This window comes from Azonexus sp. R2A61, from assembly GCF_021401135.1.
Taxonomy (GTDB): Bacteria; Pseudomonadota; Gammaproteobacteria; order Burkholderiales; family Rhodocyclaceae; genus Azonexus.
In genome coordinates, this window is sequence record NZ_JACBFO010000001.1 from 135,114 (window position 1) to 158,826 (window position 23,713).

30 protein-coding genes are annotated in these 23,713 nt (G+C 62.4%); 8 read left to right on the forward strand and 22 right to left on the reverse strand.

The genetic code is table 11. From position 1 onward, the window contains the following. Positions 1 to 56 precede the first annotated feature (56 nt). On the forward strand, positions 57 to 1,421 hold the full coding sequence (locus tag L0962_RS00625) for a diguanylate cyclase (protein WP_234082221.1): 1,365 nt from the start codon (positions 57 to 59) through the stop codon (positions 1,419 to 1,421). 19 nt (positions 1,422 to 1,440) lie between these two features. After that, the gene (locus L0962_RS00630; RefSeq protein ID WP_234082224.1) at positions 1,441 to 2,529 is read left to right on the forward strand and encodes a hypothetical protein; all 1,089 of its coding nucleotides are present in this window, start codon (positions 1,441 to 1,443) and stop codon (positions 2,527 to 2,529) included. On the opposite strand, the gene L0962_RS00635 is transcribed toward L0962_RS00630, so the two are convergent. From L0962_RS00635 to L0962_RS00675, 9 genes are read right to left on the reverse strand one after another with little or no spacing between them, the layout of a single operon-like run. Beyond that, the gene (locus L0962_RS00635; RefSeq protein ID WP_234084986.1) at positions 2,501 to 3,106 is read right to left on the reverse strand and encodes a nucleoside triphosphate pyrophosphatase; all 606 of its coding nucleotides are present in this window, start codon (positions 3,104 to 3,106) and stop codon (positions 2,501 to 2,503) included. The genes L0962_RS00630 and L0962_RS00635 overlap by 29 nt on opposite strands. After that, a complete protein-coding gene (rlmH, locus tag L0962_RS00640; protein WP_234082227.1) occupies positions 3,106 to 3,576 on the reverse strand; it encodes a 23S rRNA (pseudouridine(1915)-N(3))-methyltransferase RlmH in 471 nt (156 codons plus the stop codon). The genes L0962_RS00635 and rlmH overlap by 1 nt, the downstream gene beginning before the upstream one ends. Next, positions 3,573 to 3,938 carry a ribosome silencing factor gene (gene rsfS / locus L0962_RS00645; protein ID WP_234082229.1) on the reverse strand — a complete coding sequence of 122 codons (366 nt, stop codon included), beginning with the start codon at positions 3,936 to 3,938 and terminating at the stop codon, positions 3,573 to 3,575. Before rsfS ends, rlmH begins: the two co-directional genes overlap by 4 nt. Beyond that, a complete protein-coding gene (gene nadD, locus L0962_RS00650) occupies positions 3,938 to 4,612 on the reverse strand; it encodes a nicotinate-nucleotide adenylyltransferase (RefSeq protein WP_234082232.1) in 675 nt (224 codons plus the stop codon). Before nadD ends, rsfS begins: the two co-directional genes overlap by 1 nt. Next, positions 4,605 to 5,378 (reverse strand): BPSS1780 family membrane protein, encoded by a 774-nt coding sequence (locus L0962_RS00655; protein ID WP_234082235.1) that lies wholly within the window; start codon positions 5,376 to 5,378, stop codon positions 4,605 to 4,607. Before L0962_RS00655 ends, nadD begins: the two co-directional genes overlap by 8 nt. Before the next feature lie 3 nt (positions 5,379 to 5,381). Next, a complete protein-coding gene (locus L0962_RS00660) occupies positions 5,382 to 6,128 on the reverse strand; it encodes a BPSS1780 family membrane protein (RefSeq protein WP_234082238.1) in 747 nt (248 codons plus the stop codon). Positions 6,129 to 6,137: 9 nt separating this feature from the next. Further along, positions 6,138 to 7,064 (reverse strand): homoserine kinase, encoded by a 927-nt coding sequence (locus L0962_RS00665; RefSeq protein ID WP_234082266.1) that lies wholly within the window; start codon positions 7,062 to 7,064, stop codon positions 6,138 to 6,140. A gap of 3 nt (positions 7,065 to 7,067) precedes the next feature. After that, positions 7,068 to 7,403 (reverse strand): DUF2782 domain-containing protein, encoded by a 336-nt coding sequence (locus tag L0962_RS00670; protein ID WP_234082269.1) that lies wholly within the window; start codon positions 7,401 to 7,403, stop codon positions 7,068 to 7,070. Positions 7,404 to 7,434: 31 nt separating this feature from the next. After that, complete coding sequence (locus L0962_RS00675) at positions 7,435 to 8,163, reverse strand: TIGR00730 family Rossman fold protein (RefSeq protein WP_234082286.1); 729 nt, start codon at positions 8,161 to 8,163, stop codon at positions 7,435 to 7,437. A gap of 6 nt (positions 8,164 to 8,169) precedes the next feature. Here L0962_RS00675 and polA point away from each other — a divergent pair, with 6 nt between their 5' ends. The 3 genes from polA to L0962_RS00690 are packed head-to-tail and all read left to right on the forward strand — an operon-like array spanning position 8,170 to position 12,331. Then, positions 8,170 to 10,878 (forward strand): DNA polymerase I, encoded by a 2,709-nt coding sequence (gene polA / locus L0962_RS00680; RefSeq protein ID WP_234082289.1) that lies wholly within the window; start codon positions 8,170 to 8,172, stop codon positions 10,876 to 10,878. Between the two features lie 34 nt (positions 10,879 to 10,912). Continuing rightward, positions 10,913 to 11,905 carry a glycosyltransferase gene (locus L0962_RS00685; protein ID WP_234082291.1) on the forward strand — a complete coding sequence of 331 codons (993 nt, stop codon included), beginning with the start codon at positions 10,913 to 10,915 and terminating at the stop codon, positions 11,903 to 11,905. Between the two features lie 18 nt (positions 11,906 to 11,923). Beyond that, the gene (locus tag L0962_RS00690) at positions 11,924 to 12,331 is read left to right on the forward strand and encodes an acyltransferase (RefSeq protein WP_234082294.1); all 408 of its coding nucleotides are present in this window, start codon (positions 11,924 to 11,926) and stop codon (positions 12,329 to 12,331) included. A gap of 90 nt (positions 12,332 to 12,421) precedes the next feature. On the opposite strand, the gene L0962_RS00695 is transcribed toward L0962_RS00690, so the two are convergent. The 13 genes from L0962_RS00695 to L0962_RS00755 form a co-directional block, all read right to left on the reverse strand. Then, on the reverse strand, positions 12,422 to 13,042 hold the full coding sequence (locus tag L0962_RS00695; RefSeq protein WP_234082298.1) for a phage virion morphogenesis protein: 621 nt from the start codon (positions 13,040 to 13,042) through the stop codon (positions 12,422 to 12,424). A gap of 29 nt (positions 13,043 to 13,071) precedes the next feature. Beyond that, positions 13,072 to 13,344, reverse strand: coding sequence for a hypothetical protein (locus L0962_RS00700; RefSeq protein ID WP_234082301.1), 273 nt, complete (start codon positions 13,342 to 13,344; stop codon positions 13,072 to 13,074). Positions 13,345 to 13,496: 152 nt separating this feature from the next. After that, on the reverse strand, positions 13,497 to 14,819 hold the full coding sequence (locus L0962_RS00705) for a phage minor head protein (protein WP_234082304.1): 1,323 nt from the start codon (positions 14,817 to 14,819) through the stop codon (positions 13,497 to 13,499). Positions 14,820 to 15,002: 183 nt separating this feature from the next. Next, on the reverse strand, positions 15,003 to 16,526 hold the full coding sequence (locus tag L0962_RS00710; protein WP_234082319.1) for a DUF935 domain-containing protein: 1,524 nt from the start codon (positions 16,524 to 16,526) through the stop codon (positions 15,003 to 15,005). Then, positions 16,516 to 18,138, reverse strand: coding sequence for a hypothetical protein (locus L0962_RS00715; protein ID WP_234082322.1), 1,623 nt, complete (start codon positions 18,136 to 18,138; stop codon positions 16,516 to 16,518). Before L0962_RS00715 ends, L0962_RS00710 begins: the two co-directional genes overlap by 11 nt. Further along, the gene (locus L0962_RS00720; RefSeq protein ID WP_234082338.1) at positions 18,135 to 18,689 is read right to left on the reverse strand and encodes a phage protein Gp27 family protein; all 555 of its coding nucleotides are present in this window, start codon (positions 18,687 to 18,689) and stop codon (positions 18,135 to 18,137) included. Before L0962_RS00720 ends, L0962_RS00715 begins: the two co-directional genes overlap by 4 nt. 1 nt (position 18,690) lies before the next feature. Then, entirely contained in the window at positions 18,691 to 18,981 is a 291-nt protein-coding gene (locus L0962_RS00725; protein ID WP_234082340.1) for an ArsR family transcriptional regulator, read from the reverse strand. After that, on the reverse strand, positions 18,978 to 19,457 hold the full coding sequence (locus L0962_RS00730) for a hypothetical protein (RefSeq protein ID WP_234082343.1): 480 nt from the start codon (positions 19,455 to 19,457) through the stop codon (positions 18,978 to 18,980). The genes L0962_RS00725 and L0962_RS00730 overlap by 4 nt, the downstream gene beginning before the upstream one ends. After that, a complete protein-coding gene (locus tag L0962_RS00735) occupies positions 19,457 to 19,675 on the reverse strand; it encodes a TraR/DksA C4-type zinc finger protein (RefSeq protein WP_234082346.1) in 219 nt (72 codons plus the stop codon). The genes L0962_RS00730 and L0962_RS00735 overlap by 1 nt, the downstream gene beginning before the upstream one ends. Next, positions 19,665 to 20,219, reverse strand: coding sequence for a hypothetical protein (locus L0962_RS00740; protein WP_234082347.1), 555 nt, complete (start codon positions 20,217 to 20,219; stop codon positions 19,665 to 19,667). Before L0962_RS00740 ends, L0962_RS00735 begins: the two co-directional genes overlap by 11 nt. Next, entirely contained in the window at positions 20,216 to 20,752 is a 537-nt protein-coding gene (locus L0962_RS00745; protein ID WP_234082348.1) for a glycoside hydrolase family protein, read from the reverse strand. The genes L0962_RS00740 and L0962_RS00745 overlap by 4 nt, the downstream gene beginning before the upstream one ends. 110 nt (positions 20,753 to 20,862) lie before the next feature. Further along, entirely contained in the window at positions 20,863 to 21,366 is a 504-nt protein-coding gene (locus tag L0962_RS00750) for a hypothetical protein (RefSeq protein ID WP_234082349.1), read from the reverse strand. Between the two features lie 7 nt (positions 21,367 to 21,373). Further along, on the reverse strand, positions 21,374 to 22,090 hold the full coding sequence (locus tag L0962_RS00755; RefSeq protein WP_234082350.1) for a S24 family peptidase: 717 nt from the start codon (positions 22,088 to 22,090) through the stop codon (positions 21,374 to 21,376). Positions 22,091 to 22,196: 106 nt separating this feature from the next. Here L0962_RS00755 and L0962_RS00760 point away from each other — a divergent pair, with 106 nt between their 5' ends. The 3 genes from L0962_RS00760 to L0962_RS00770 are packed head-to-tail and all read left to right on the forward strand — an operon-like array spanning position 22,197 to position 23,713. Continuing rightward, entirely contained in the window at positions 22,197 to 22,409 is a 213-nt protein-coding gene (locus tag L0962_RS00760; protein WP_234082351.1) for a helix-turn-helix domain-containing protein, read from the forward strand. Between the two features lie 17 nt (positions 22,410 to 22,426). Further along, positions 22,427 to 22,744, forward strand: coding sequence for an IclR family transcriptional regulator (locus L0962_RS00765; RefSeq protein ID WP_234082352.1), 318 nt, complete (start codon positions 22,427 to 22,429; stop codon positions 22,742 to 22,744). A 12-nt stretch (positions 22,745 to 22,756) separates the two neighbouring features. Then, complete coding sequence (locus tag L0962_RS00770; RefSeq protein WP_234082353.1) at positions 22,757 to 23,713, forward strand: hypothetical protein; 957 nt, start codon at positions 22,757 to 22,759, stop codon at positions 23,711 to 23,713.

Consider the following 23,713-nt stretch of genomic DNA (forward strand, 5'->3'; position numbering starts at 1 on the left):
GTGCGGAGCAGGAGCATCGGTTAGACTTCCCGCTTCCTGCCCGCCGGGACCCGATCATGCCGAAAACCCTCAGTACCGAAGTCATGCGCAGCTCGCCGGCTGCCCGCCAGGCGATCAGCCTGATCATCGGGCGCGACAAGGCCGAACTGGCCGAACTCTTCTACGCCGCGATGCTCGCCGATCACGAAGCGACCGCTTTCCTGGCGCCCCAGACCGTCCAGTCGCGACTCAAGCCGGGCATGATGCGCTGGCTGGAAACGCTGTTCTGCTGCGAGACGGCACCAGCCTTCGAGGCCGCCATCGCGATGCAGCGCCACGTCGGCGACGTGCACGCCCGCGCCGACATCCCGGTCAATCTGGTCGCCCGCGGCATGCGCCTGCTCAAACGTGAAATCCAGAATCGTCTGGTCGACACCGAACTGGCGCGCGAAGCGCTGGTCGAGGCGATCCTGCTCGTGGACCGGCTGACCGACATCGCCTTCGAGGAAATGAGCGCAGCCTTCGTCCGTTCGCATGAACGCAGCGTGCGCACCGACGAAGCCTTCCGCCTGTTCGCCGCCGGCCAGAACATCGCCACCGAGCGCGAACGCCAGCTCGGTGCGCTGCTCGAGTGGGAAAACCGCGTCTTCCGCGCGCTGACCACCGAGAACGATCTGAGCAACCTGCCGGAACTGCATGCCTCATCCTTTGGCCTGTGGCTCAACCACAAGGCCAGCCTGATGTTCAACGAGCGCCTGGAACTGCAGACCCTGACCGAGGCCGTCGAACGCATCGATCTCGACCTGCTGCCGCAACTCGCCGAAGCCAGCGGCGACCTCAGCCGCAGCCTGTTGCGCCGGATGATGCAGGAAGCCGAACGGATCAAGTTCCTGCTCACCGAAATGTTCGACCGGCTGGCCGATCTCGAGGTCGGCCGCGACACGCTGACCCAGTTGCTCAACCGGCGTTTCCTGGCCTCGATCCTGAAACGCGAGATCGAACTCTGCCGCCGCCGGCACATCGGCTTCGCCATACTGATGATCGATGTCGATCATTTCAAGCGGATCAACGACGAATACGGTCACGAAATCGGCGACCAGGTCCTGCAGCAGATCGCCATGCACCTGCTCAACAATGCCCGCGCCGGCGATTTCGTCTTCCGCTACGGCGGCGAGGAATTCCTGATCGTGCTCGCCGAAGTCGACCAGGTACTGGCGATGAAGGCCGCCGAGAAACTGCGCAAGCGCGTCGAGGAAGCCGAACTGCTGCTGGCCAACGACCGCCGCCTGCGCGTCACGGTCAGCATCGGCGTCGCCGCCAGCGACGGACACCCGGATTACGAACGCATCGTCGAACGGGCCGACGCCGCGCTCTACCAGGCCAAGCACCACGGCCGGAACCGCGTGCATACGCTGAGCGATACGCCAGCCATCGCCGGCTGACCGTCGGGTCGGGCCGCGGATGCATCTGTTCGTCGACATTTCCGCACACGGCTTCGGCCACCTGGCGATCACCGCGCCGGTCCTCAACGCCCTGGCGAAAATCGTCCCGGACCTGCGGTTGACCGTAAGAAGCGGACTGCCGGCCAGCCGCCTGCACGAACGCATCGCGCCGGCTTTCGCGCACCTGCCGGAGGCCAGCGACTTCGGCTTTGCGATGCTAGACGCCACCCGCATCGATCTACCGGCCAGTGCCGCCGCCTACCGTAGCGCCCATGCCGACTGGCCCGCGCGGATCGCCGGCGAAGCGGCGCTGCTCGCCGGGCTGGCCCCCGACCTCGTGCTCAGCAACGTCTCACCGTTGCCGCTGGCCGGGGCGCGGGTCGCCGGCATCCCAGCCCTGGCACTGTGTTCGCTGAACTGGGCCGATCTGTTCCTGCATGTTTTCGGCGACGAACCCTGGGCCACCGGCATTCACCGCCAGTTGCTCGCCGCCTACGCCGAGGCCGACGTCTTTCTGCGCACGACACCGGCCATGCCCATGCCTGACCTGCCCCGGCAACGCGACATCGGCGTGATCGCGACGCTGGGACAACGCCGCACGCTGGCCTCCGCCGATGGCCGACGCACCGCCCTCGTCGCGCTCGGCGGCATCGCCCATCGCTTGCCGATCGAAGCCTGGCCACGGGACAGCGGCTGGCGCTGGCTGGTCCCGGCCGCCTGGCGCTGCACTCATCCGGACGCGCTGGACAGTGAAAACCTCGGCCTGTCGTTTACCGACCTGCTGTGTTCGGTCGATGCCGTGATCACCAAGCCCGGCTACGGCACCTTCACCGAAGCCGCCTGCAACGGCGTGCCGGTGCTTTACCAGCGGCGCGAGGACTGGCCGGAGCAAGCCTGCCTGATCGACTGGCTGCAACGCAACGGAAATTGCCGCGAAGTCGCGGTCGACCGCATGCTGGGGGGAAATTTCACCGGCGACCTGGCGTGCTTGCTGGCCCAGACCCGACGCCCGCCGCCCTGCGCCGACGGCGCCGCACGAGCGGCGGCAGCCGTGCTGGAATACGCTGGCCGGAAACCGCTTACAGTGGCCGCAAACCGAAACGCTTGAGCAATTCGCCGGTTTCGCACACCGGCAAACCCATCACGCCGGTATAGCTGCCCGACAGATGTTCGACGAACAGCCCGGCACGCCCCTGGATGCCATAGGCGCCGGCCTTGTCCATCGGCTCGCCGGTCAGCACGTAGTGCCGGATCTCATCATCGTCGATGACGCGGAAACGGACCTCGCTGACCGACAGCACGAACTCCGTGCGGCCAAGGTAGTGCACCGCAACACCGGTCAGCACACGATGCGTCTGACCGGAAAGGCGGCGCAGGATGGCCGTCGCATGCGCCGCATCGTCCGGCTTGCCGATGATCTCGCCGGCGAACTCGAGCGTGGTATCGGCCGACAGCACGGGTTGCGGCAGCAAATGCCGTTCGCGGACGATACGCAGGCCATGCTCCGCCTTGGCACGCGCCACCCGTTCGACGTAGGCGACCGGGTCTTCGCCGGGCAGCGGCGTTTCGTCGACTTCCGGATCGACGCGCATGCCGTCGCGGAACACCACGGTATCGAACTCGATGCCCATCTGGTGCAACAGTTCGCGGCGACGCGGGCTACGCGAAGCGAGGTAGAGGCGCATCATCCTTCCCGGTGGTAAGGGTGGTTCTTCAACACGCTGACCGCGCGGTACAGTTGCTCGCACAACAGCAGCCTGGCCATGCCGTGCGGCAGGGTCAGGCTGGACAAGCGGATCTTCTCGGCGGCACGTTGCTTGAGCGTCTCGTCGATCCCGTCGGCACCGCCGATCAGCAGCGCGACATCGCGCCCGTCCTGCATCCAGGCTTCGAGACGTTTCGCCAGCTTCAGCGTGGTCAGATCCTCGCCCTTCTCGTCGAGCACGACCAGCCGGCAGCTGTCAGGCAGCGCATCCTCGATGCGCCCGCGCTCCGCAGCCAGCAACTGTTCGCGGGTTTTCGAGCCGCGCGGCTCGGGCTTGATCTCGACGACGCTGGCCGCAGCTTCGCGCGGCATGCGCTTGAGGTATTCGGCACAGCCCTCGTCGACCCAGCCCGGTTGCCGGTGCCCGACGGCGAGGACGGCCAGCTTCATTCGCCGGCTGCCTGCTCCGCCGCCTTGCGACGCTGAGCCGGCGTCACCTGCCAGAGCTCCTCGAGATTGTAGTAGGCACGCACGGCGGGCTGCATGACATGGACGACGATGTCGCCGATATCCACCAGCACCCATTCGCCGGCCTCCTCGCCCTCGGTCGAGACAATCTCGCCGCCGGCCTCCTTGACCTTGACGATGACGTTGTTGGCGAGCGCCTTGACCTGGCGGTTGGAATCGCCGGTGGCGATGACCACCCGATCGAACATCGAGGTCAGCTTGGTCGTGTTGATCACTTCGATGTCCTTGCCCTTGATGTCTTCGAGGGCGTTGACGACGATTTTCTGCAGCTTGCGTAGGTCCATCAGGAATTTCTGTAAAGGGAATGGTCTTGAATATAGTCGAGAACGGCATCCGGCAGCAAATAACGGGCCGACAGGCCGTTGGCCAGCAGCTTGCGGATCTGCGTCGCCGAGATCGCCAGTTGGGTCATCGCGAACGTGACGATCTGTCCGGCCGGGGCAGCGGCCAGCACGGCCGTGTCGGTCGTCCGGCGATCGCCGAATTCGGTTGCCAGTTCGTGCGGCAGGCTGGCCGTTTCGACCGGAAATCCGGGACGATGCGACACCGCGATATGGGCCAGCGCAAACAGGTCGCGCCAGCGATGCCAGCTGGCGAGACCGGCAAAGGCATCGGCCCCGACCAACAGCACCAGCGGACGTTGCGCCCCCAACTCGCTGCGCAGCCGTGTCAGCGTATGCACCGTATAGCTCGGCGCGCTCGCCTCGACCTCGGCGGGGTCGACCGAAAAACGGGGATTTTCCGCCGTCGACCGCAGGACCATCGCCAGACGCTGTTCCGCCGTGACTTGCGGCGTCCCCCGATGCGGCGGATGGCCGGCCGGAATCCAGCGCACGCCAGTCAGACCAAGGTGAGCGATCGCTTCTTCGGCAAGCCGCAAATGACCGTAGTGCACCGGGTCAAAAGTCCCGCCGAACAGGCCGAGCGGACCGGCCGCGCCGGATGCCCGCTCAGGCAAGTTCGGAAATCCCGAAGATGTCGCGATAACCAACGTAGAAACTGGCAAACACGGTCGGTGCAATCAGCAAGGCCATGGCCATGGTGACGATGACCGCGGCGAACTCCTGCAGACCGGGTACCGCCACCAGCAGCATGCCGACCAGCAGACCGGGAACGAACACACCGATCGCCAGCACACCCAGGCTGTAAACCAGGAAAGGACGCCAGTTCATCGTGCAGGCAACCAGACTGAAGAACAGCGACCTGCCGAGCGTCAGCCGATGCCAGGCAGCAAGCACCGGTGCGAACCACCAGGCCATCAGGACCGGCACCATCAGGATCGCCACCAACGCCGCCGACAGCGTGAAATCGACATCCTCGACCGCCGCCCTTTCGGTACGGTTGCCAGCCAGCATGTATTGCAGCAGGGCACCGCCGTCGGCCAGCGCCGACAGACCGAGCACGCCCAGCGTGACCAGCAGATAGAGCGCGCCCAGCAACAGCAGCGTGCGGGCGTTCTCGCGGAAGGCAGCGAACAGGATGGTCAGGTTGACCGGCTGACCGCGCTCAAGGTGGCGCGATGCCTGCATCAGGCCGACCGACAGGCCGGGAATGATCGCCGATGCCGCCAGCGCACCGACCACCGGCAACAGGTTGAGGAACAGGACGATCAACCAGTAACTGATGACCAGTGCCGACATCACCGGCGGATTGCGGCGGTAGATGGCAAAGCCATCGACCAGCCAGCGCCAGCCGGCGGCGGCCGGCAGAGTCTGCGCACGCACCGTTCAGGCCTCCGGGAAAATGTCGCGATACGACGCGTAGACCGCAGCCGACGCCACCGGCAGCAGCAGCATCATGCCCAGGCCGAGCGGCAGCATCGCGAAAAAGGCGGCAACCATCAGGAACACGCCGAAAATGGTCATCACCAGCCAGTTGCGCAGACCGGCCGCAAAGCTGGCGCGCATTGCCGCCAGCGGCTGCATGCCGTGGAAAAAGACCAGTGCCGGCGCAAACCACACGGCCATGATCACCGGCACCGACAGCACCAGTACCATCAGGCCGGCCAGCATGATGCCGCCGAGCGCGATGCCGAAACCGGCAACCCGCCCGGTGACCGCGCCGCCGAGGATGCCGCCGCTGGTCAGGGCGAAGGCCACCAGCGCGATGCCGAAGATACCCAGCGCGAAGAACACACCGACCATCACCAGTTGGCCGGCGTTATGCCGGAAGCCGGCGAACAGGTCGCCGATCTGCGGCTCCTGACCATCGGAGATCCGCCGGCACAGCTGCAGCATGCCGGCACCGAACAACGGCACCAGCAAATGGGCGGCAATCTGGCCGAAGACCGGCACGATGGAAATGGCCATCAGCATGACCAGCAGCAATACGCCACAGCCCAGCCAGATGCCGGGGTTGACCAGAAACATCGTCCAGCCCTGGGTCAGCCAGTCGAACACGGCCCCCGGATCGACTTCCCGGCTGCGGCCGGAAAAAGCCGCCGGCGCCATCGGAAAGCTCGGGGTTTCATCCATGCGCGGATGCTAGCCGGGGAGCGGCATCGGGGCAAGGCGGAATTGCATCAACAGACGTCGAAACGCATCCGGATTCTTCACCGTTACCACGCTTCCGGCACGCGGCCGGTAAACCGCGTCCAGGCGCAGCAGCCAGAAACGCAGCGCGGCCGCCCGGCGGACGGCCAGCCAGGCAGCGCGTTCGGCCGGCAACAACGGCCGGACCGATTCGTAACCGGCGACCAGCGCCGCCAGCCCTTCCTGATCCGCACTCCAGTCGTTGGCTACCACCGCCAGGTCGTAGATCCAGGCATCGACGCCGGCAAAGTAGAAATCGAGCAGACCGGACAGTCGACCGCGCTCGTCCCACAACACGTTGTCGCGAAACAGATCGGCGTGGATCACGCCGGACGGTAGCGCCGACCAGTCCTGTGCCACCTGATAGGCCAATTCGTCGGCGAGCAGCACCGCATCGTCCGGCGTCAGCAAGGGCAGCAAGGCGTCGCCGGTCGCCCGACGCCAGGCGGCCCCACAGGGATTCGCCGGCGCCCCGGCCAGCCCGGCCGCCGCTTTGTGCAGCCGGGCGAGCGCCGCACCGACCGCAATGCAGTGCGCCGGCCCGGGGCGCTCCACCGAAACCCCTTGCAGGCAGCTCAGCAGGGCCGCCGGTTTGCCGCACAGCGGCCGCCAGCGGCGCCCGTCGCCAGCGCTCAGCGGATCGGGACAGGGCAGTCCGCGGCCGGCCAGCCAGCCTTGCAATTGCAGGTAGAAATCGAGATCGGCCGTCGGCAGCGTCTCGAACAGCGTCAGCACGTAGCGCCCCTGCGTCGTGGTGACGAAGTAATTGGAATTCTGCATGCCGGCAGCGATACCGGCATGGTCGATCAGGTCGCCGCAGGACAGGGGTCGAAGCCAGGCGGCGAGTTCATCCCGTTCGACCGTGGTGTAAACGGACAAGACTTACCAGGCGTGGATGATCCACATCGGCGGCCGCACCGGATTCGGACCGACTTCGGTCGGCACGAAATTGCCATCGCCGGCCCGGTCGACCAGATAGTAGGCCGGACCGACCTTGGGCGTGACCTTGACCATGTAGAGCTTGCCGTTGATGCGAAACTCCTCGCGCGTCTCGGTCTCTTTTTTGACGATGGTCACCTGCGGTTCGAGCGCTTCGTCGAAGGCCTCCATGCCGGGCGGCGGCGGCGGCACGGCCGGCAGCGGCTGCAGATCGGCCGGCTGCTGCTGCGCCCAGGCGAACGAAGCGGCGAACAGCAGGAAGGGGATGAAGCGGCGCATGATGATTCCTCGTGACGAATGGGTCATTTTATTACAGGTTGAGCATCAACTCCCGCTCGTTGGGCAAGGGCCCGAACGGCCGCGACTCGTAATGCTTGAAAATCGCCTCGACGACCTTCTCCGGTTCATCGATGACCTGAATCAGGTCGACATCGGCCGCATCGATCATGCCTTCGCGCACCAGGGTGTCGCGGAACCAGTCGATCAGCCCTTTCCAGAAATCGGAGCAGACGAGGATCAGCGGAATCTTCCGTGCCTTGCCGGTCTGGATCAGGGTCAGCGCTTCCATCAGCTCGTCGAGCGTGCCGAAACCGCCGGGCATGACGACGTAGGCGCTGGCGAAGCGGACAAACATGTACTTGCGCGCGAAGAAGTGGCGAAAGGTCTGCGAGATGTCCTGGTAGGGATTGCTCTGTTGCTCGTGCGGCAACTGGATGTTCAGGCCGACCGACGGCGACTTGCCGAAGAAAGCCCCCTTGTTGGCGGCTTCCATGATCCCCGGTCCACCGCCGGAAATCACCGAAAACCCGGAATCGGACAACAGGCGTGCCGTCTTTTCGGTCAATTCGTAATACGGCGTCCCCTCCTTGATCCGGGCCGAGCCGAAAACAGTCACCGCCGGCTTGATCGCCGACAGGCGGTCGGTCGCCTCGACGAACTCTGACATAATGCCGAAAATCCGCCAGGACTCGCGGGCCGCCGAATTTTTCTGCATGGCCTCGGTCTCGATGCTCATCACCAGCTTTTCGCTCTCCGTCATCCTGTTATGCCTCTCTTGTTGTTGGTGGACGGTTCGTCCTATCTGTACCGCGCCTATCACGCCCTGCCCGACCTGCGGAATCCGGCCGGCGAGCCAACTGGCGCGCTGTACGGGGTTTTGAACATGCTACGTCGTCTGGAAAGCGACCACAAGGCGGACTACAAGGCCGTCGTCTTCGACGCCAAGGGCAAGACCTTCCGCGACGACTGGTATCCCGAGTACAAGGCGCACCGCCCGCCGATGCCCGACGACCTGCGCGCCCAGATCGAGCCGATCCACGCCGCCATCGCCGCCGCCGGCTGGCCGGTGCTGTGCGTCGACGGCGTCGAGGCCGACGACGTGATCGGCACGCTGGCGACCAAGGCTGCGGTCGACGGCATCGACACGCTGATTTCCACCGGCGACAAGGACCTGACCCAGCTGGTCGGCCCGCATGTCCGCTGGTACAACACGATGAGCGAGGAAATGCTCGACGCGGCCGGCGTCGAAGCCAAGTTCGGCGTGCCGCCGGAAAAGATCGTCGATTACCTGGCGCTGGTCGGTGATACCGTCGACGGCGTCCCCGGCGTCGCCAAATGCGGACCGAAAACCGCCGTCAAATGGCTGACGCAATACGGCTCGCTCGACGAAATCGTCGCCAACGCCGACAAGATCAACGGCGTGGTCGGCCAGAACCTGCGCGACCACCTCGACTTCCTGCCGCTCGGCAAGAAGCTCGTCACCGTCGTCTGCGACCTGCCGGATTTGCCGGCGCCGACGGCGTTGACCGCAACAGCGCGTGACCGCGACACGCTGCGCGAGCTGTACACGCGCTACAACTTCCGCACCTGGACGCGTGAGCTCGACGCACCGGGCGCCAGCGATACTGCCGCCCCGACGGATAGCGCCACGCCACCCGCCGCACCCAGCGAAGTCCGCTACGAGACGGTGTTCTCCTGGGAGGCTTTCGACGCCTGGCTGAAAAAGATCGAAACTGCACCGTTGACCGCACTCGACACCGAAACCACCAGCCTCGACAGCTTCGCCGCGCGCATCGTCGGCATCTCGCTGTCGGTAACCCCCGGCGAGGCCTGCTACATCCCGCTCGCCCACAACGGCCCCGGCGTCGCCGAGCAGTTGCCGCGCGACGAGGTGCTGGCCCGGCTGAAACCCTGGCTGGAAAACGCCGCGTGCAAGAAAGTGCTGCAGAACGCCAAGTACGACCAGCACGTCTTCGCCAACCACCACATCTCACTCGCCGGCGTCGCCCACGACACCATGCTGCAGAGCTACGTCATCGAGTCCGACAAGGGCCACGACCTCGGCCAGTTGTGCAGCCGCCACCTCGGCCTCGAAACGATTGCCTACGAGGACCTGTGCGGCAAGGGTGCCAAGCAGATCGGTTTCGACCAGGTCGACATCGAGCGCGCCGCCACCTACGCCGCCGAGGACGCCGACGTCACGCTGCGCGTCCATGACGTGCTGCACCCGCAATTCGCCAAGGAGCCGGGCCTCTCCCACATCTACCACGTGATCGAACTGCCCGCCCGGCAGGTCATCTGGCAGATGGAGCGCACCGGCATCCTGATCGACGGCGACACGCTGGCCCGCCAGAGCCACGAGATCGGCCAGAAGATCATGGCGCTGGAAGCGCAGGCCTTTGAGCTCGCCGGCCAGCCGTTCAACCTCGCTTCGCCCAAGCAGCTCGGCGAAATCCTGTTCGGCAAGCTCGGTCTGCCGGTGAAGAAGAAAACCGCCTCCGGCGGCGCCTCGACCGACGAGGAAGTGCTCTCCGAACTGGCGCTCGACTACCCGCTGCCCAAGCTCCTGCTCGAACACCGCTCGCTGTCGAAACTCAAGGGCACCTACACCGACAAGCTGCCGCGCATGATCAACCCGGACACCGGCCGTGTGCATACGCATTTCTCGCAAGCTTCGGTGGTCACCGGCCGGCTGGCTTCCAGCGAACCCAACCTGCAGAACATCCCGGTGCGCACCGACGAAGGGCGCAAGATCCGCACCGCCTTCATCGCCCCCGAAGGAAGCAGCATCGTCTCGGCCGACTATTCGCAGATCGAGCTGCGCATCATGGCGCATCTGTCCGGCGACACCCGCCTGCTCGACGCCTTCGCCCACGGCGAGGACGTGCACCGCGCCACTGCCGCCGAGATCTTCGGCGTCACGCCGCTGGAAGTCGGCCCGGACCAGCGCCGCGTCGCCAAGAGCATCAACTTCGGCCTGATCTACGGCATGAGCGCCTTCGGCCTGGCCCGCCAGCTCGGCCTGGAGCGCAGCGCGGCGCAGACCTACATCGACCGCTACTTCGCCCGTTACCCCGGCGTCGCCCGCTACATGGAAGAAGCGCGGGCGACGGTGCGCGAGCACGGCTATGTCGAGACGGTCTACGGTCGACGGCTGTGGTTGCCGGAAATCCGTTCGAGCAACGGCAACCGCCGCCAGGCGGCAGAGCGCGCGGCGATCAATGCGCCGATGCAGGGTACCGCCGCCGACCTGATCAAGCTGGCGATGATCGCCGTCCAGGGCTGGCTGGACGCTTCCGGGTTAAAATCCCGCCTCGTGCTGCAGGTTCACGACGAACTGGTGCTGGAAGTGCCGGACGATGAACTCTCCCGCATCCGCGCCGAACTGCCGCGCTTGATGACCCAGGTTGCCGAGCTGAAGGTGCCGCTGGTCGTCGAGGTCGGCATTGGCGCCAACTGGGAAGCGGCTCATTGATGTCATTCCAGATCACAACGAAACAAAAAGTACGATGAAAGTCCTGCTAGCCATCCCGGGCCACCTGAAAACCGTGCCGATGGGGCAATACTGTGCTGACGCGTTTCGACAGCTGGGCCACGAAGTCATCGTCGCGGATTTTTGCAGTCAATGGCATGACAAACTGCGCGAACGCGTACTTCTGTCACGTAGCGCACAGGAAGAAAAACCAACGGTCAATGCCCGAATTCGACGGCTAGCCGAATCAGTGCGCCCCGATGCATTCATCACCCTCTTTGGCTTCGATCTGTCGCCACAAACGCTGGAACATTTGCGCAAACTGGGCATTCCGACCGCCTGCTGGTGGATCAACGATCCCTTCCAGTTCAATCGATCGTTGAAAAAAGCACCGTTTTACGACTTCCTGTTCTCCAATTCGGCCGGCTCTACCGAAGCCTATCGCGCCGCTGGCGTCCACAACGCCCACTTCCTGCCGACCGCATGCGTTCCCGAGATTCACCGCACCGTCGCCCCGGTGCCGGCCTACGCGTGCGACGTCTGCTTCGCCGGCGACTGGAGCCCCCTGCGCGAGCAGATGATGCTGCAACTGGTCGACCGTTTTGATCTCCGGATATTCGGCCCATGGCGCAAGAAGCTTCCAGCGGACTCCCCGCTGCACGCGAAACTAACCGAAGGTTTTTTCACCCCGGACAAAATGGCTCAGATGTTCAACAGCGCGGCGATCGTGCTCAATTTGCATACCTGGTTCGAAAGCTACGATCACGGCCTTAATCCGAGGCTTTTCGAAGCCGCCGGATGCGGCGCCCTGCAGATCGTCGACTGGAAACGGGAAATCCCATCGCTGTTTAAGGAAAATGATGAAGTCATCACCTACCGGAAACTAAGCGATGTTGGAGCACTCATCGGCGAACTGTTGAGAGATCGATCAGCTTGCCAAGCTATCGGGCATGCTGCGCAAGCCAGAGCACACAGCCAACATGCGTACGCCCATCGGATGGCCGATATGCTGAAGACCATGGCGGCGTGATTTCTGTTTGCCAAGACTTTGAGCACACAAAACCCACATCTGGCTTACCGTTGCGATATTGACGGGCTGCGGGCTGTCGCCGTTTTATCCGTTGTCATATTTCACGCATTTCCATCTGCACTACCCGGCGGTTTTATCGGGGTCGATATATTTTTTGTGATATCCGGCTACCTGATCAGCGGCATCATCATCCGGGGGTTGGAGAATGAGAGTTTCAGCCTTCGCGAATTTTATGCGAGACGAATAAAAAGAATCTTTCCAACCCTGATTTTAGTTTTGCTGGCTTGCATGCTAATCGGTTGGTTTGTTTTGCAAGCCTCCGAATACAAGGCACTTGCCCGCCAGACTGTCTGGGGTGCGGGTTTCGCTGGAAACTTGTTGATGATAAGAAGAGACGAGATATTCACCGGGGCAGCGGCGAGATAATTCCGGGATATAGCGAACGGTACCGGGATTTATCGGCGGCGGCACTGTAAATACGTTTATCAGGGGAAAAAACGGCGCCGCGCGTTTTTCTCAGGCGAACGGTGCTTCCAGGAACCGGATCGCGATGGCGATCAGTTTGACTTCGGCCTGCGGCTGAAGAGTGGCATCTTCGACGGAGCCGTAAAACGGCAGGTACGGACGGGCCGGGATATCTACCGAGTAGGGGCCGACCTCCGACCAGGACTCACGGACGCGCTTGTGTGAGTCGCTGGCGAAGACGGCGAGCCGCTTGTCCTTTGGCTGGCGCAGCAGGTTACCCTTTGCATCGGTTCGCAGGCGGGTCTTCGTCGAATACGGCGCCCGCTCGATGGTACCGCCGACTTGCTGAATCAAGGCGTAGTCAGACGCGGCGCCGCCGGCGCTGATCATGGCCCAGTCGTCGCCACTGTCGCCCGCCACGCTGGCCCCGAGAATTCCACGGTCCTGGAGTATTTGCAGCAGCGAGCTGCCGTTGTTGCGCTTGAGCCGTGATCGCTTTGTCGAATCGGCCAGGGGAATCCAGTCGGGGCGGCCTTGAGATGCGAAGTTTTCCTCGGTTTCGCTTTCGAGCATGCCCGCAACCTCGATAAACAGTGAGGCCGGCTTTTCCAGATTCGCAGCGAGCTGGCGGAACTTATCAGCACCTACTTTTGGGGTGATTGTTGTTGCCATCAACGTCTATTCCTAGTTGGGCGGCGCCATCAGTTGTGCAATCCCTTGCGAATAAAGCTCACGTATCTAGCTATTTGTTGCTCGCCTCCGCACGGATCAAGTGTTACACGCATCTTGTCCCGAAGGTCAGAAATGAATTCCTTCGGATTTCCTTCAACTTCGGCGCGCATGTTGTCCAGCGCCATGCCGACCAGCGGGAACTCAGCGAGCCAGCGCCGGTGTTCATTCCACTCGATGCGCCAGCGTTCAAGCTCGGCCATCTCTTTGCTGGCCACCAACCACTTCAGGAACTCCAACATCATCAACCTCCGATGGTCTATACTGCGTTCATGGATGCGCGAAACCGGCTGGGACTGCCCCCGATAGCCGGCTGAAAGGGTGGGATGCCAAGGCAGGCTTGGTATTGACCACACTGAACCGTCCAAGGGCCGATCGGGAAACCGACCGGCCCTTTTCATTTCCCATACAGCAGCAGCCCTGCACGCCGCTGATTCAGATACGGCTCCTTGGCGCGCAGTGCGTTCCAGAGCAGCGAGCCGTCCTGGTTGAGGCGGGCGATCAGGAGCATGCCGATTTCCTCGAAGACGCCGATGTAGCGATGTCGGAAGCCGTCGGCGTATTCGTGCAGCCACACCTCATAGGGCGACTCCAGCGTCGGCAGGATGAAGTTGGCCCAGCGCTCGCGGGCGTCGCGGTCTTTCTCGACGATGTGAGCGAGCCACTCATAGCGCAGCGCCACCTCGCCGACCGGCGTTTCGACCAGGCGCAGCGGCTTGGCCTTGGACACGCCAAGCGTGTCGGCCAGCACAGCCTGCGCTGTGACGCGGTCCGGCGCGCGGTCGAGCAGCGCCGGCGTCGGTAGGCGGTGTTCGGCCGGCACGTCGGCGATTGCCGGGCGGCCGAGATCCTTCCATGTCTTCTGTCCGGGAATGCCGGCCAGGCAGGTTTTCTTGTTGTCTTCGGCGAAGTCGGCGACACCGCCCCAGTCGCAGTCCGGCACGTTGGCCTTGCGATCGAACTGTGCCCATTCCTCGCCGGCGTTGTAGTCCCAGCCCGGATCGGGGAAGAACATCCGCTCCTTGCCGGTCTCGTCGCGGTAGCGAACGCCCTTGAGATTGACCAGGTCGCCATCGCGGCCGATCGGGACATCCTGCTCGACGATCATGTCGGCGCCGCTCTCCAGCGGCTGGCCGAGCGCCAGGAATTCAGCTTCGGTCAGCGCCACGACACGGCATCGGCAGCCCCAGCCGTTCGGCGGATAGATCACCTTCCAGATCGGATCGTCCCAGCGCCACACCTTGCCATTCAGCGCGGCATGCGCCGGCCGGGTGCGGCCGTCCATGATCGCGATGTAGCGCCAGTACGGCCGGGCTGCGGCATTCGCCACCTGGCGCTTGTTTCGGCCGGCCATGTAGGCGCTCTGCACGTTCGCCTGGTAGATCGTGCGCAGCCGGCGCACGCTGCCGAGCTGGACCTCCTCGATCTCGCCTGTGTCGATATCGAGCACTTCCTTGCGGCCCCACCAGCCCATCTCTTCGAGGCGCGGCCGCAGACGTTTCTTGAAGGTCTCGAAGGTGTTGCCATCGTCGCCGGCGGCTTTCTTCACTTCGCCGAAAATCGCCTGCAGGAGATCCTGGCTGGTCGACTTGGCCACCGTGAATGCGTGCGCGTTCTGCTCGCGCCAGATGTCGGTGTAGTCCCAGGCCGGGACGGCGATTTTCTGTGCCAGGTAGTCGACCGCATCGCGCGGCGCCAGATCAAGACGGGCGGCGATCATGACGCTTTACCCTCGGCCGGTGGCCAACATGCCAGCCGCCACAGAAGTCGCAGCGGTACGCGTTCATCGATCCCTGAAACCCCTTGCGACGGTTCAGGCCGGCAATGTGATCCAGTGCCTCACGCTGATCCGCGTGGCGGATTTTCCCGTCGCATGAACGCCGGCGGATGGCGCGCTTGCTGCTCATTCGGTCACCCGACCGTATTCCTCGGCGCCGAACATGGCGTTGGCCAGCAACGCCTGCAGTTCGGCCGGATCAACCTTCGGGAACGCCGACTCGATTGCCGCCAGTGCTTCCTCGAACGAGTTTGCGTTGTCGATCGCCTGCAGCAGCGGTTCGGCCAGCGACTCCATCACCGCCTGCAGCTTGGCCGGGTCGAGCGACTTGATCGCAGCGTCGATGGCGCGCTGACCGTCGCTGCCGTCGCCAGCCTCGGCGAAGTCCATCGTCGCCTTGTCATCGCGGACAGGATTCTCCGGGTCGGCCGGATTCTTGTTGTCGACCACAGGTTTTTGCGGCGGAACGGTCGGCGCCGGCGGCGGGGTTTCCTTCTTCTTGCTCCAGCCCTCGCCGTACTTCGTCCGAACAGCTTCTTCCGAGAGTTCGAAGCCCATTTCCGAGACGTTCTTGTCGGTCTCGGATTCGGCCTTCTTGTCCTCTTCTTCCTTGATCTGGCGGTAGACAACACACGGTGCCAGGCCGTTGACCTCGCACAGCCAGGCGATCAGTGTGCGGTTGAGCGTTTCGGACAGCAGATCGGAGTGCGCCTGGGCAATGTCGAGCCGAACGGCGCTGCGCTCCTTGCTCGCCGATGCCACCGCGCCGCCAGCATTGGCCCGCGGCTCCTGGCCGATGATGACCTCGGCGATCGCGTCGTCCATCGCGGCGACCAGTTGCTCCTGCGTCGTGATGTTGCCGGAGAGCTTGCTTTCCAGCAGTTCGATCATGTTGCCTTCCGGCGTCATCAGGTAGCCGTCGCTGGAAAAAGCACGTAGCGCATCGGACAGTGTTGCCTTTTCCTTCGGGCCGGCATTGCGGGGATGTTTCCCCCAGGGCGTCGGCGAGCCAAAACGGTCACACAGTTTGGCCCAGGACACGATGCCCTTGCGCTTGAAGAACACCAGCCAGTACACCTGCAGGCCGATGCCCGTACCGTAGGGGTTATCGTCCTCAGGATTCACCCGATGCACGATGAATTTTCGATCCGGCAGGTCGATGCCGGTGACCATGCTATCGGTCGTCAGAAGCTTCAAGCGTGGAGCCTTATCGTTTTCGTCCTGAACGTAAATGAAACGACGTTGACGGCGCTTCGGTGCTCGCATGACGATGATCCAACCATCTGTGACGCCCCATACGATTTCGACGACCGAGAACCCCATGATGATCGCGTCGAGAAGATCCCGGCAGAGCTGATCGAAATTGATCTGCTGCAGTATGTCGGTCAGCTTTTCGCCGTCGGCTGCATCCTTCTCGTTGACCGGTTCGACCGCCCACGGGCGACCGACGATGGCTCCAATCAGCTTTTGCAGACAGGAATGCACCTTCGGATCGCGCTTCAGGTCGCGATAAAGCTCAAGGTTCTGGCCTTTCTCAAGCAGCAGCGGGTCGTTCGTGCGAAGCACGCCCAGGTAGTTGGACTCGAACGGATCGATCAGCCGGCTGGCAGATTCGGTCTCCAGTTCAACGATGGGCTTTTCAGTAGCCATTCATGAACCCTTCCATTTCGGTGATGATTTCGCGGGCCCCGCCGCTTTCGTACTCGATCGGCGCCGTCATGTTCATGGCCGCGTGCTCGGCCAAGACAAGGGATATGGCGAAGTCGCCGTGACGGAACAACTCGGGCTCTTTCAAGTCACGGGAGTTGACCTCTGGGACGCGCGGAATGCCGTCGATGTTTTCAACTGCCCGCAGGTCTTCCTCGACGTTTACATCCCGTGGCAGGTCGTAATCGTCATCCTCGAAGCGCTGAACCATCTTCGGCATGAACTCTGCGTACCATTTCACGTTGAGCGTGATCTGATGGATCACGTCATGGCCAAACTTGTCCGCCGTATATTCGGCCAACGTCAAACCCGGGCCAGTCGCGTCCATGCTGCCGCCCCTGAACATCGGCAGCAGGCCAATGAAGGCCCACAGAATTTGCTCTTGTTGCCGCGATGGAACGTTCTGTAGTTCCAGGACAAAGGGCGCTACGCGCCCAAGCGATTGAGTGACCTGCAAGGGGGTGACGATCGTAAAATTACGGTGGCGCGCGAAGTCCATCCCGAAAACCGTTTGCAGGCGCGGATCGAGCAGATCGGCAAGTGGTTCGAGTTGCGCCTTGATCCAACCCTTGGCGAAATCGTCTCGTTTGTGCTCGGATTGCCGAACGAAATCATCGTCGAGACGTAGCCGGAGAATCGGCTTTTCCGACTTCATCGCGCGATCAATCCAGACTCCAGGGATAGACTTGCCATTTCCATCCCGCGGAATGGCATCCAGTTCCTCTCGCATCGCGGATTTGCGTGGACCGTAGGCATTTCGAATCTTGGAATACCAAGATTTTTTCGCTTCCCCGGTCGCAGTCCAACCACGCATCAGGCAGACCCGTTCAAACAATCCATTTCGCACCGCGTCGTCGAAGGTCGCGGTATAGACGACCGCATCGCTACCGTAGCGGCCATTGGCAATATCCAGACAGAGCTGATTGAACGGATTTCCCTTGCCGTTGTGCGACGAAATGACACGAATCTTGCCGCCCCAGATCAGCAGTGCCGTGGCCGCATCGAGCACCGCCTGGACGTTTGCGTGGAATGCCGCCTCGTCGATGACAACAATCCCCTGCAGGCCGCGAATCGACGCGGGCCGGGACGACAGAGCGACAATTGAAAACCCGGACGAAAAGCGAATTCGATACGCAGAAATCATCTGCGTTGATCCGTCATCCTGCTGGTCTTCGAATAGAAATTGCTCGATTTTGGAAATGCCCATCGATTGGGCTTCGGCGATCACGCGTGCGAAGTGCGCGCAATAGCCGATGAATTCCAGGCCCTTTTCCTTTGCATCGGGGATGTAGTAAATATTGTCGCCGCCGGCTTCTTTACGGCTCGCCGCGATCAGCGTGTCATCAAGCGCCTCGGAAAATGTGATGCCGGTTCGGCGTCCTTTCGGGCACACCTTCAACGCAGCTTCAATTGCGCACCATTCCCCCTGATGCTTCATCAAAACGCCGTCTTCGAGCGGATTGAAATCGGCCGGAATTTGCTTCACCGACTCGGGTAGCTCGTCCCATTCAACAACGCGGACGGTATCCGCCCTGGGTTTCAATTCCTTGATCATTTGCGGATGCCCAGCACGCGGCGGCGCCAGAAGTCCACCTCACCTTCATCCATGCCCATCGCTTTGGCTTCCTTCTGCAGGTTCGACTCCTGCTCCTCGAGCAGCTTCTCCCGCGCCATCTTCGCCACCGCCTGGCGCTCCTTCAGGTTCAGGCTGCGCGACTCCTGCGCGGCCTTGGCCGCTCGTGCCAGGTCGAGCACGTCGCCGATGTCGAGATCTTCCTTGTCGAGCTGCTTGAACGAAGCCTTCGTCGCTAGCGTCGTCACAGCCTGCGTCAGCAGCGCCCCGCTCTTGTCGTCGAAGTCCTCGCCCAACTCGGCGACCAGCGCCGAGGCGGCGGTCGACATGGCGCGCTGCGTCTGCATGATCTCTTCGAAGCCAAGGCGGTACCGGCCGAGCGACGACCGAGACGGCGCTTCGCTCAGGTCAGGGAAAGCCTCGCGCACGTCGGCAAACAGCTCATCCAGCGTCAGCCGGTTCTCGCGCAGGCGCTTCTCGATGTGCGCGCGCACATCGGCCGGCAGCTTGTCGATGCTCGACTTGCGCCCCATCTCAAGCCCCCGGCTTCGCCACGCCGTCGACCGTCGCCCGGCCGCGTGCAACATCCTGGCCGCGCTCGAGAAGCGTGGCCACCAACACGCTGCCAACCTCGGATAGCTGGATCAGGCCTTGCTCTTCGAGCCAGCGCAGTTCGGTCTTCACCTGGTCGCGGGTGGCGGCGTGGCCGAACTGGTCGAGCACGTTGGTGATCACGCTCGAATTCGCCCGATACTCGGGCATTTCGGAAAGGATGCGCAGGGTGACCAGGCGCACATCGCGTCGCAGATAGTCCTTGAAACTCATGGTGCTTTTCCTCCGGTCAGCAGGAACGAATGGATCAATTCCAGCGTTCGCTTCGCGCCCTTGAATTCGCCGGAAAGCGATGAAACGTCCTCGGCGATGTCGTTCATCCGCTCATGCAGGTCGGCCAGATGTTCATGCGATGGCGCGTTTTCGGCCGTTGCTTCCAGCCGGCCGATGCGGTCGCGGTGACTCGCAATTTGTTTGTCGATCTCGCCGAACCGGTCATCCCAGTGCTTCTTGCCGGTTTCCCGCGCGTTTTCCTGGCCGGTGATCTTCTCGTTCAGTTGAACCAGTTGCTCGTCGATGCGGCGCAGTTCGTCCTTGCGCGCCTTCTCTTGCGCCTCGAACCGCTCGTCCTGACGCTTGTTGAGCTGCGTCAGCGTGTAGCGCGCAACGCCACCAGCTGCGCCCAGGAAGGCGAGCAGAAGGGTCACACCCATCGATACGAAATCCCAGAATCCGATGACCAGTTCCATCACGCCACCGCCTTTTCGAGATCGGTCTGGCACTCGATACAGGTTTGCACGCCAGGTACAGCCATGCGCCGGCCCTGCGGGATCTCGGTCTCGCACAGCACGCAGAATTCGGCGCTATCACCTGCCTGCATCATCTGCGTGCGGCGAGACTGTTCGGCCAGCGCGTCCTGGCGCATCTCCTGTTCACGCTCCTGGGCGCGGTCCATGTCATCGGGCATGAGCTTGCTCCCCGTCGTAGAACTGCCGAATGGCGTCGAGTCGGCCCCGGCAGGCGTCGTAGCGGGTTCGGCAGGTGTTGACCCAACCGGCGACGTCGGCGTCGCTTGCGAACGCCCCGTCATCGGGATCGGCGGCAGCGGTTGCATCGGTGCGTACAGGCTGGCCGGCGGTTTCGGATACAGCCCCTGCGGATTGGCCGTCAGGGGAGCGGTTGAGCACGCGCACAAGACCAGCGTCAAGACAACGCCGGCCAGTCGCAAGACGAGCGATTTCACGGTTTTTCTCCTCGGCAAAAAGGGATAAGGTGTTGCTCAGGTCATTGACCTGCAGGGCCAACTGGTCACCGCGGTTTTGCGCGGTCGTCAGGGTTGTTGCGAGCGCCTCGGCGCGCGATCTTTCAGCCTTTTCCCAGCCCTTTTCTGCGGTCGCCATCTCCTTATCGGCGACGGCGCCACGCACGACCCAGCCGAGTGCGGCGAAGGCTGATGCAAAAAGCAGGACGCCGACGACAGGCATCCACCACGGGGTCTTGAGATCGGTCATTGAGCGATCTCCCCCATGCACAGGCGATATTCCTCATTGCGCCGAATGGTCAAGCCACGCAGCTTCACCAGGGGGTATTCCATTTTCCCGGTCTTCGGGTTTTTGACTTTAGGCTTGCTCCGATCGCGGAAGCCATCGAAATCAAGGATTGTTCGACACGCACCGACGTAATCGGCGGCCGCCAGCTTGCGAGGAATCGAAGAACTGCAGACTGCCTCTGCGCCTACGTTGTAGGCCAGTGAGACGTAGGCGTCGTATTCGTACTGGTGCAGCGGCGCGTCAATGCAACCGCGGAGCACGCTCTCCTTGACCGATACATCGCGGACCATCAGTTGCAGCGCAGCCGGCGGCGTGATCTTGTCGCTCATCTGCACCGGTTTGCCGTCGGCGCGAACGGTGCTGCCGAAACCGTAGGTCGGCACATCGCCCGGCACGGGGCGGATGGCGGTCGGGGTAAAACCTTCTTTCAATGCCAGACCGCCTCCCAAAGAGAGGGAGGCGGCCAGCAAAGCAATGGGGATGCGCATTCTCATCGCGATCAATCTCCGGCAAGCAATGCCGGCAGATTGCGCGTGCGCGCGATGTCACACCCAGTAAAACGTTTTGGTTTTTACCGGGCGTGTCGATCAGTTAATTTGATCGGTCAATTTTTGAACTTGTCCGCGAATTCCCGCCGGTACTGCGCGCATTGGGCCAGCTTCGCGGTTTGTTGCGACTGGAGCGCAGCGATCTCGGTTTGGCGCCGCTGCTGGTCGAGCTGCAGTGCTGCCGCCGACGCCATGTTGACCGGCGCCCCCGTTGGCGAATTTGCGGCGGTCCGGGAAATCTGATCACCGATATCATGGGCTTCAGCATCGCACACCGCGATGCGGGCCGACGCGGACGACTTCTCACGCTCGTAATTTCGACTCGCGATGCGCTCATTAATATACTGCTTGTCGCGCTCCAGTTTATCGGCTCGCGATGTGCCATCGACCGATGCACTTACGACGGATTTAGACGGTGATGGCATGTCGTCCGAGCGTTTCACAGAGCCAGGGCACGGCCGATCCTGAATCACGGTCGTCCCACCGATCGAGCACTTGTAGGTTTGAGCGCCGGCACTACCGGCGAGCAGCAGCAGTCCACAAAAAATGGCTGTTTTCATACGACCCTCACAAACGGGTGATTTGAACGTAAACACGGCCTTCGACCACGATCTGCTCAGTCTCGAACGGACTAAACAGTCGGGGTGAAAACCGCTCCGAATTTTCCGACGACATCCGCAAGCCTTGGTCGGTCAGCTGCAGATACTTGATCATCAACTCCCCCTGCCAGGTGAATGCAAAAACACCGCCGGTTCGCGGGTCGCGCTTACTGCAGTCGACCAGCACTTCAGCACCCGGCCGAATCAATGGCGCCATGCTGTCACCCCTGGTGCCGATGATCACCGTGTGATCTGGCGACAACCCTTCCCGAACCAGCCCGGCTCTCGCAAACGGCACCGTCTCGATCACTGTTGCATGCTCCAGCCAGGAGCCACAGCCGCATGATCCCACCGCATCGTATTTTTTCAAGTTGACCACGTCGGATCGACGTGCTGGCTCAATTTGATCAGGCAGGTTTACAAGTGAACCATCCGGGCCAAAAAAAACGGGTGAAGGATGGACGTCTGCGTATCTTCCCAGCATCAGCCAGTCGAGCGAAACGCCCGTTTCATGGGCGACACGGACGCACTCACCAGGTGGGACCGCCCCGCGTTTATGCCATGTCCGGAGCGTGCCAATGGGATGACCCGATGACGTTGCCAACGCATCCAGCGAGTCTGCGCCGTAGGCCAGCATGAGCCGGTGCAATGTCGGCTCAATCGATTTTTCAGATTTTCGGGTCATTTTGAATCTTTATGCTTGCGTGTGGTTCAAGTTGAAACTAAAATGGGTCAAGATGACAAATTAACTTAATTTGTTAGCTCAACTTGACCTAAGCCTACAGAAAAAAATGCACCACGAAAAGATCAAAGCCGAAATGCGCATCGCCGGGAAAACCCCGGCGGCATTAGCACGTGAGCTGAAGGTTTCTCGCGCCTGCGTCAGCGGGGTGATGCGCGGCGACACGCGCTCCAAGCGGGTTGCCTCGGCAATCGCAAAAGTGGTTGGGAAACCGATCGATTTGCTGTGGCCTGGCAAGTACCCGAGTGCAAGTTCAATTTGAACCAAGGAGATCACCACATGAGTGACCGCACCACCGATTACACGAACGACGGCCAGCAGCGAATCATCAAGCTGATCCTGGTGCTGTTCGGCGATGTCGTGAATGGCATGACGCCCGCCGTCCTGGCGCGGCAGGTTGGCTGCTCGCCGGCAGTCATGACCCGTGACCTTTACAACCTGCAGCTGGCCGGCCTGGCCGACCGCGACGAAACCACCGGCGCCTGGCGACTCACGCCGCGCCTGCCGCAGCAGGCCATCAAGGTCTGGACGGCAATCGACGCCGCCGAAAAGCGCCTGCAGGAAGCCAAGAACCGTTTCAACCGCAACCCGGATTAATCAGGAGAGATCGTGTCCGAAGAAAAAGAAACCGCAGGCGCACGCCGAGGCCGCAAGCCTAATCAGCCCGCCGCCGTGGCGCAGCAAACGCTCGATCAAGAGCGCATCACCAATGCGATGGATGTCATGCGCGACACTGCGCATGCAGATACCGATCAGCGTCTGCAGCATGCATCCCGGGTCCGCGCCATTGCTACCCAGGTCGGCTATCAGTTGCCGAGCGACTGCACGGACCCGGACCTGATACAGCGCGACATCGCGGTCAACATGCGCCGCACGGCCGAGGCCATGCTGCAGGTCGGCCTCGGCCTGCTTGTGCTGAAAGAGGCTTGTCAGCACGGGGAGTTTGCCGCACGCCTTGAAGTGCTGCGGTTCGAGCCGCGTGTCGCGCAGAAGTACATGCAGGTCGCCAGAAAGATTTCAAATGCGCCGTCAACGGCGCATTTGCTCAAGACCGTTGAGAGCCAGACCAAGCTGCTCGAACTGATCGTGCTCGATGACGATCAGCTTGAAGAATTGGCGCTGACCGGCGAAACCGGCGAATTGAAGCTGGACGACGTCGCCAGTATGTCGGTCAAGGAACTGCGGGCTGCGGTGCGCGATCTGCGCGGTGAAGTCGGCGCCAAAGAAAAACTGCTCGCGCACAAGAGCGAAGAACTGGATCGCGCGGCGCTGCTCAAGGCCGCACCACCGGATGACCGACTTGCCGCAATCCGCGAAGAAGTCGTGCGCAACATGAACGACGTGCGCGGGGCACTCATCGGCAAGTTCAGCGCCGGAATTGAAGCTATTGATCAGCATTACGTCGAGTTTGGCGGGGATCAGGATGTTGCATTTCTGGCCGGCATGCTCGGCCAACTGCAGGCCGACCTGCAGGCGCTGCGCGACCGTTTCGGCATACCCGACATCGCCCCGGCACTGATCCCCGACTGGGTCGCCGATCCGTCGTTCGGAAAAACTGGAGGCTGA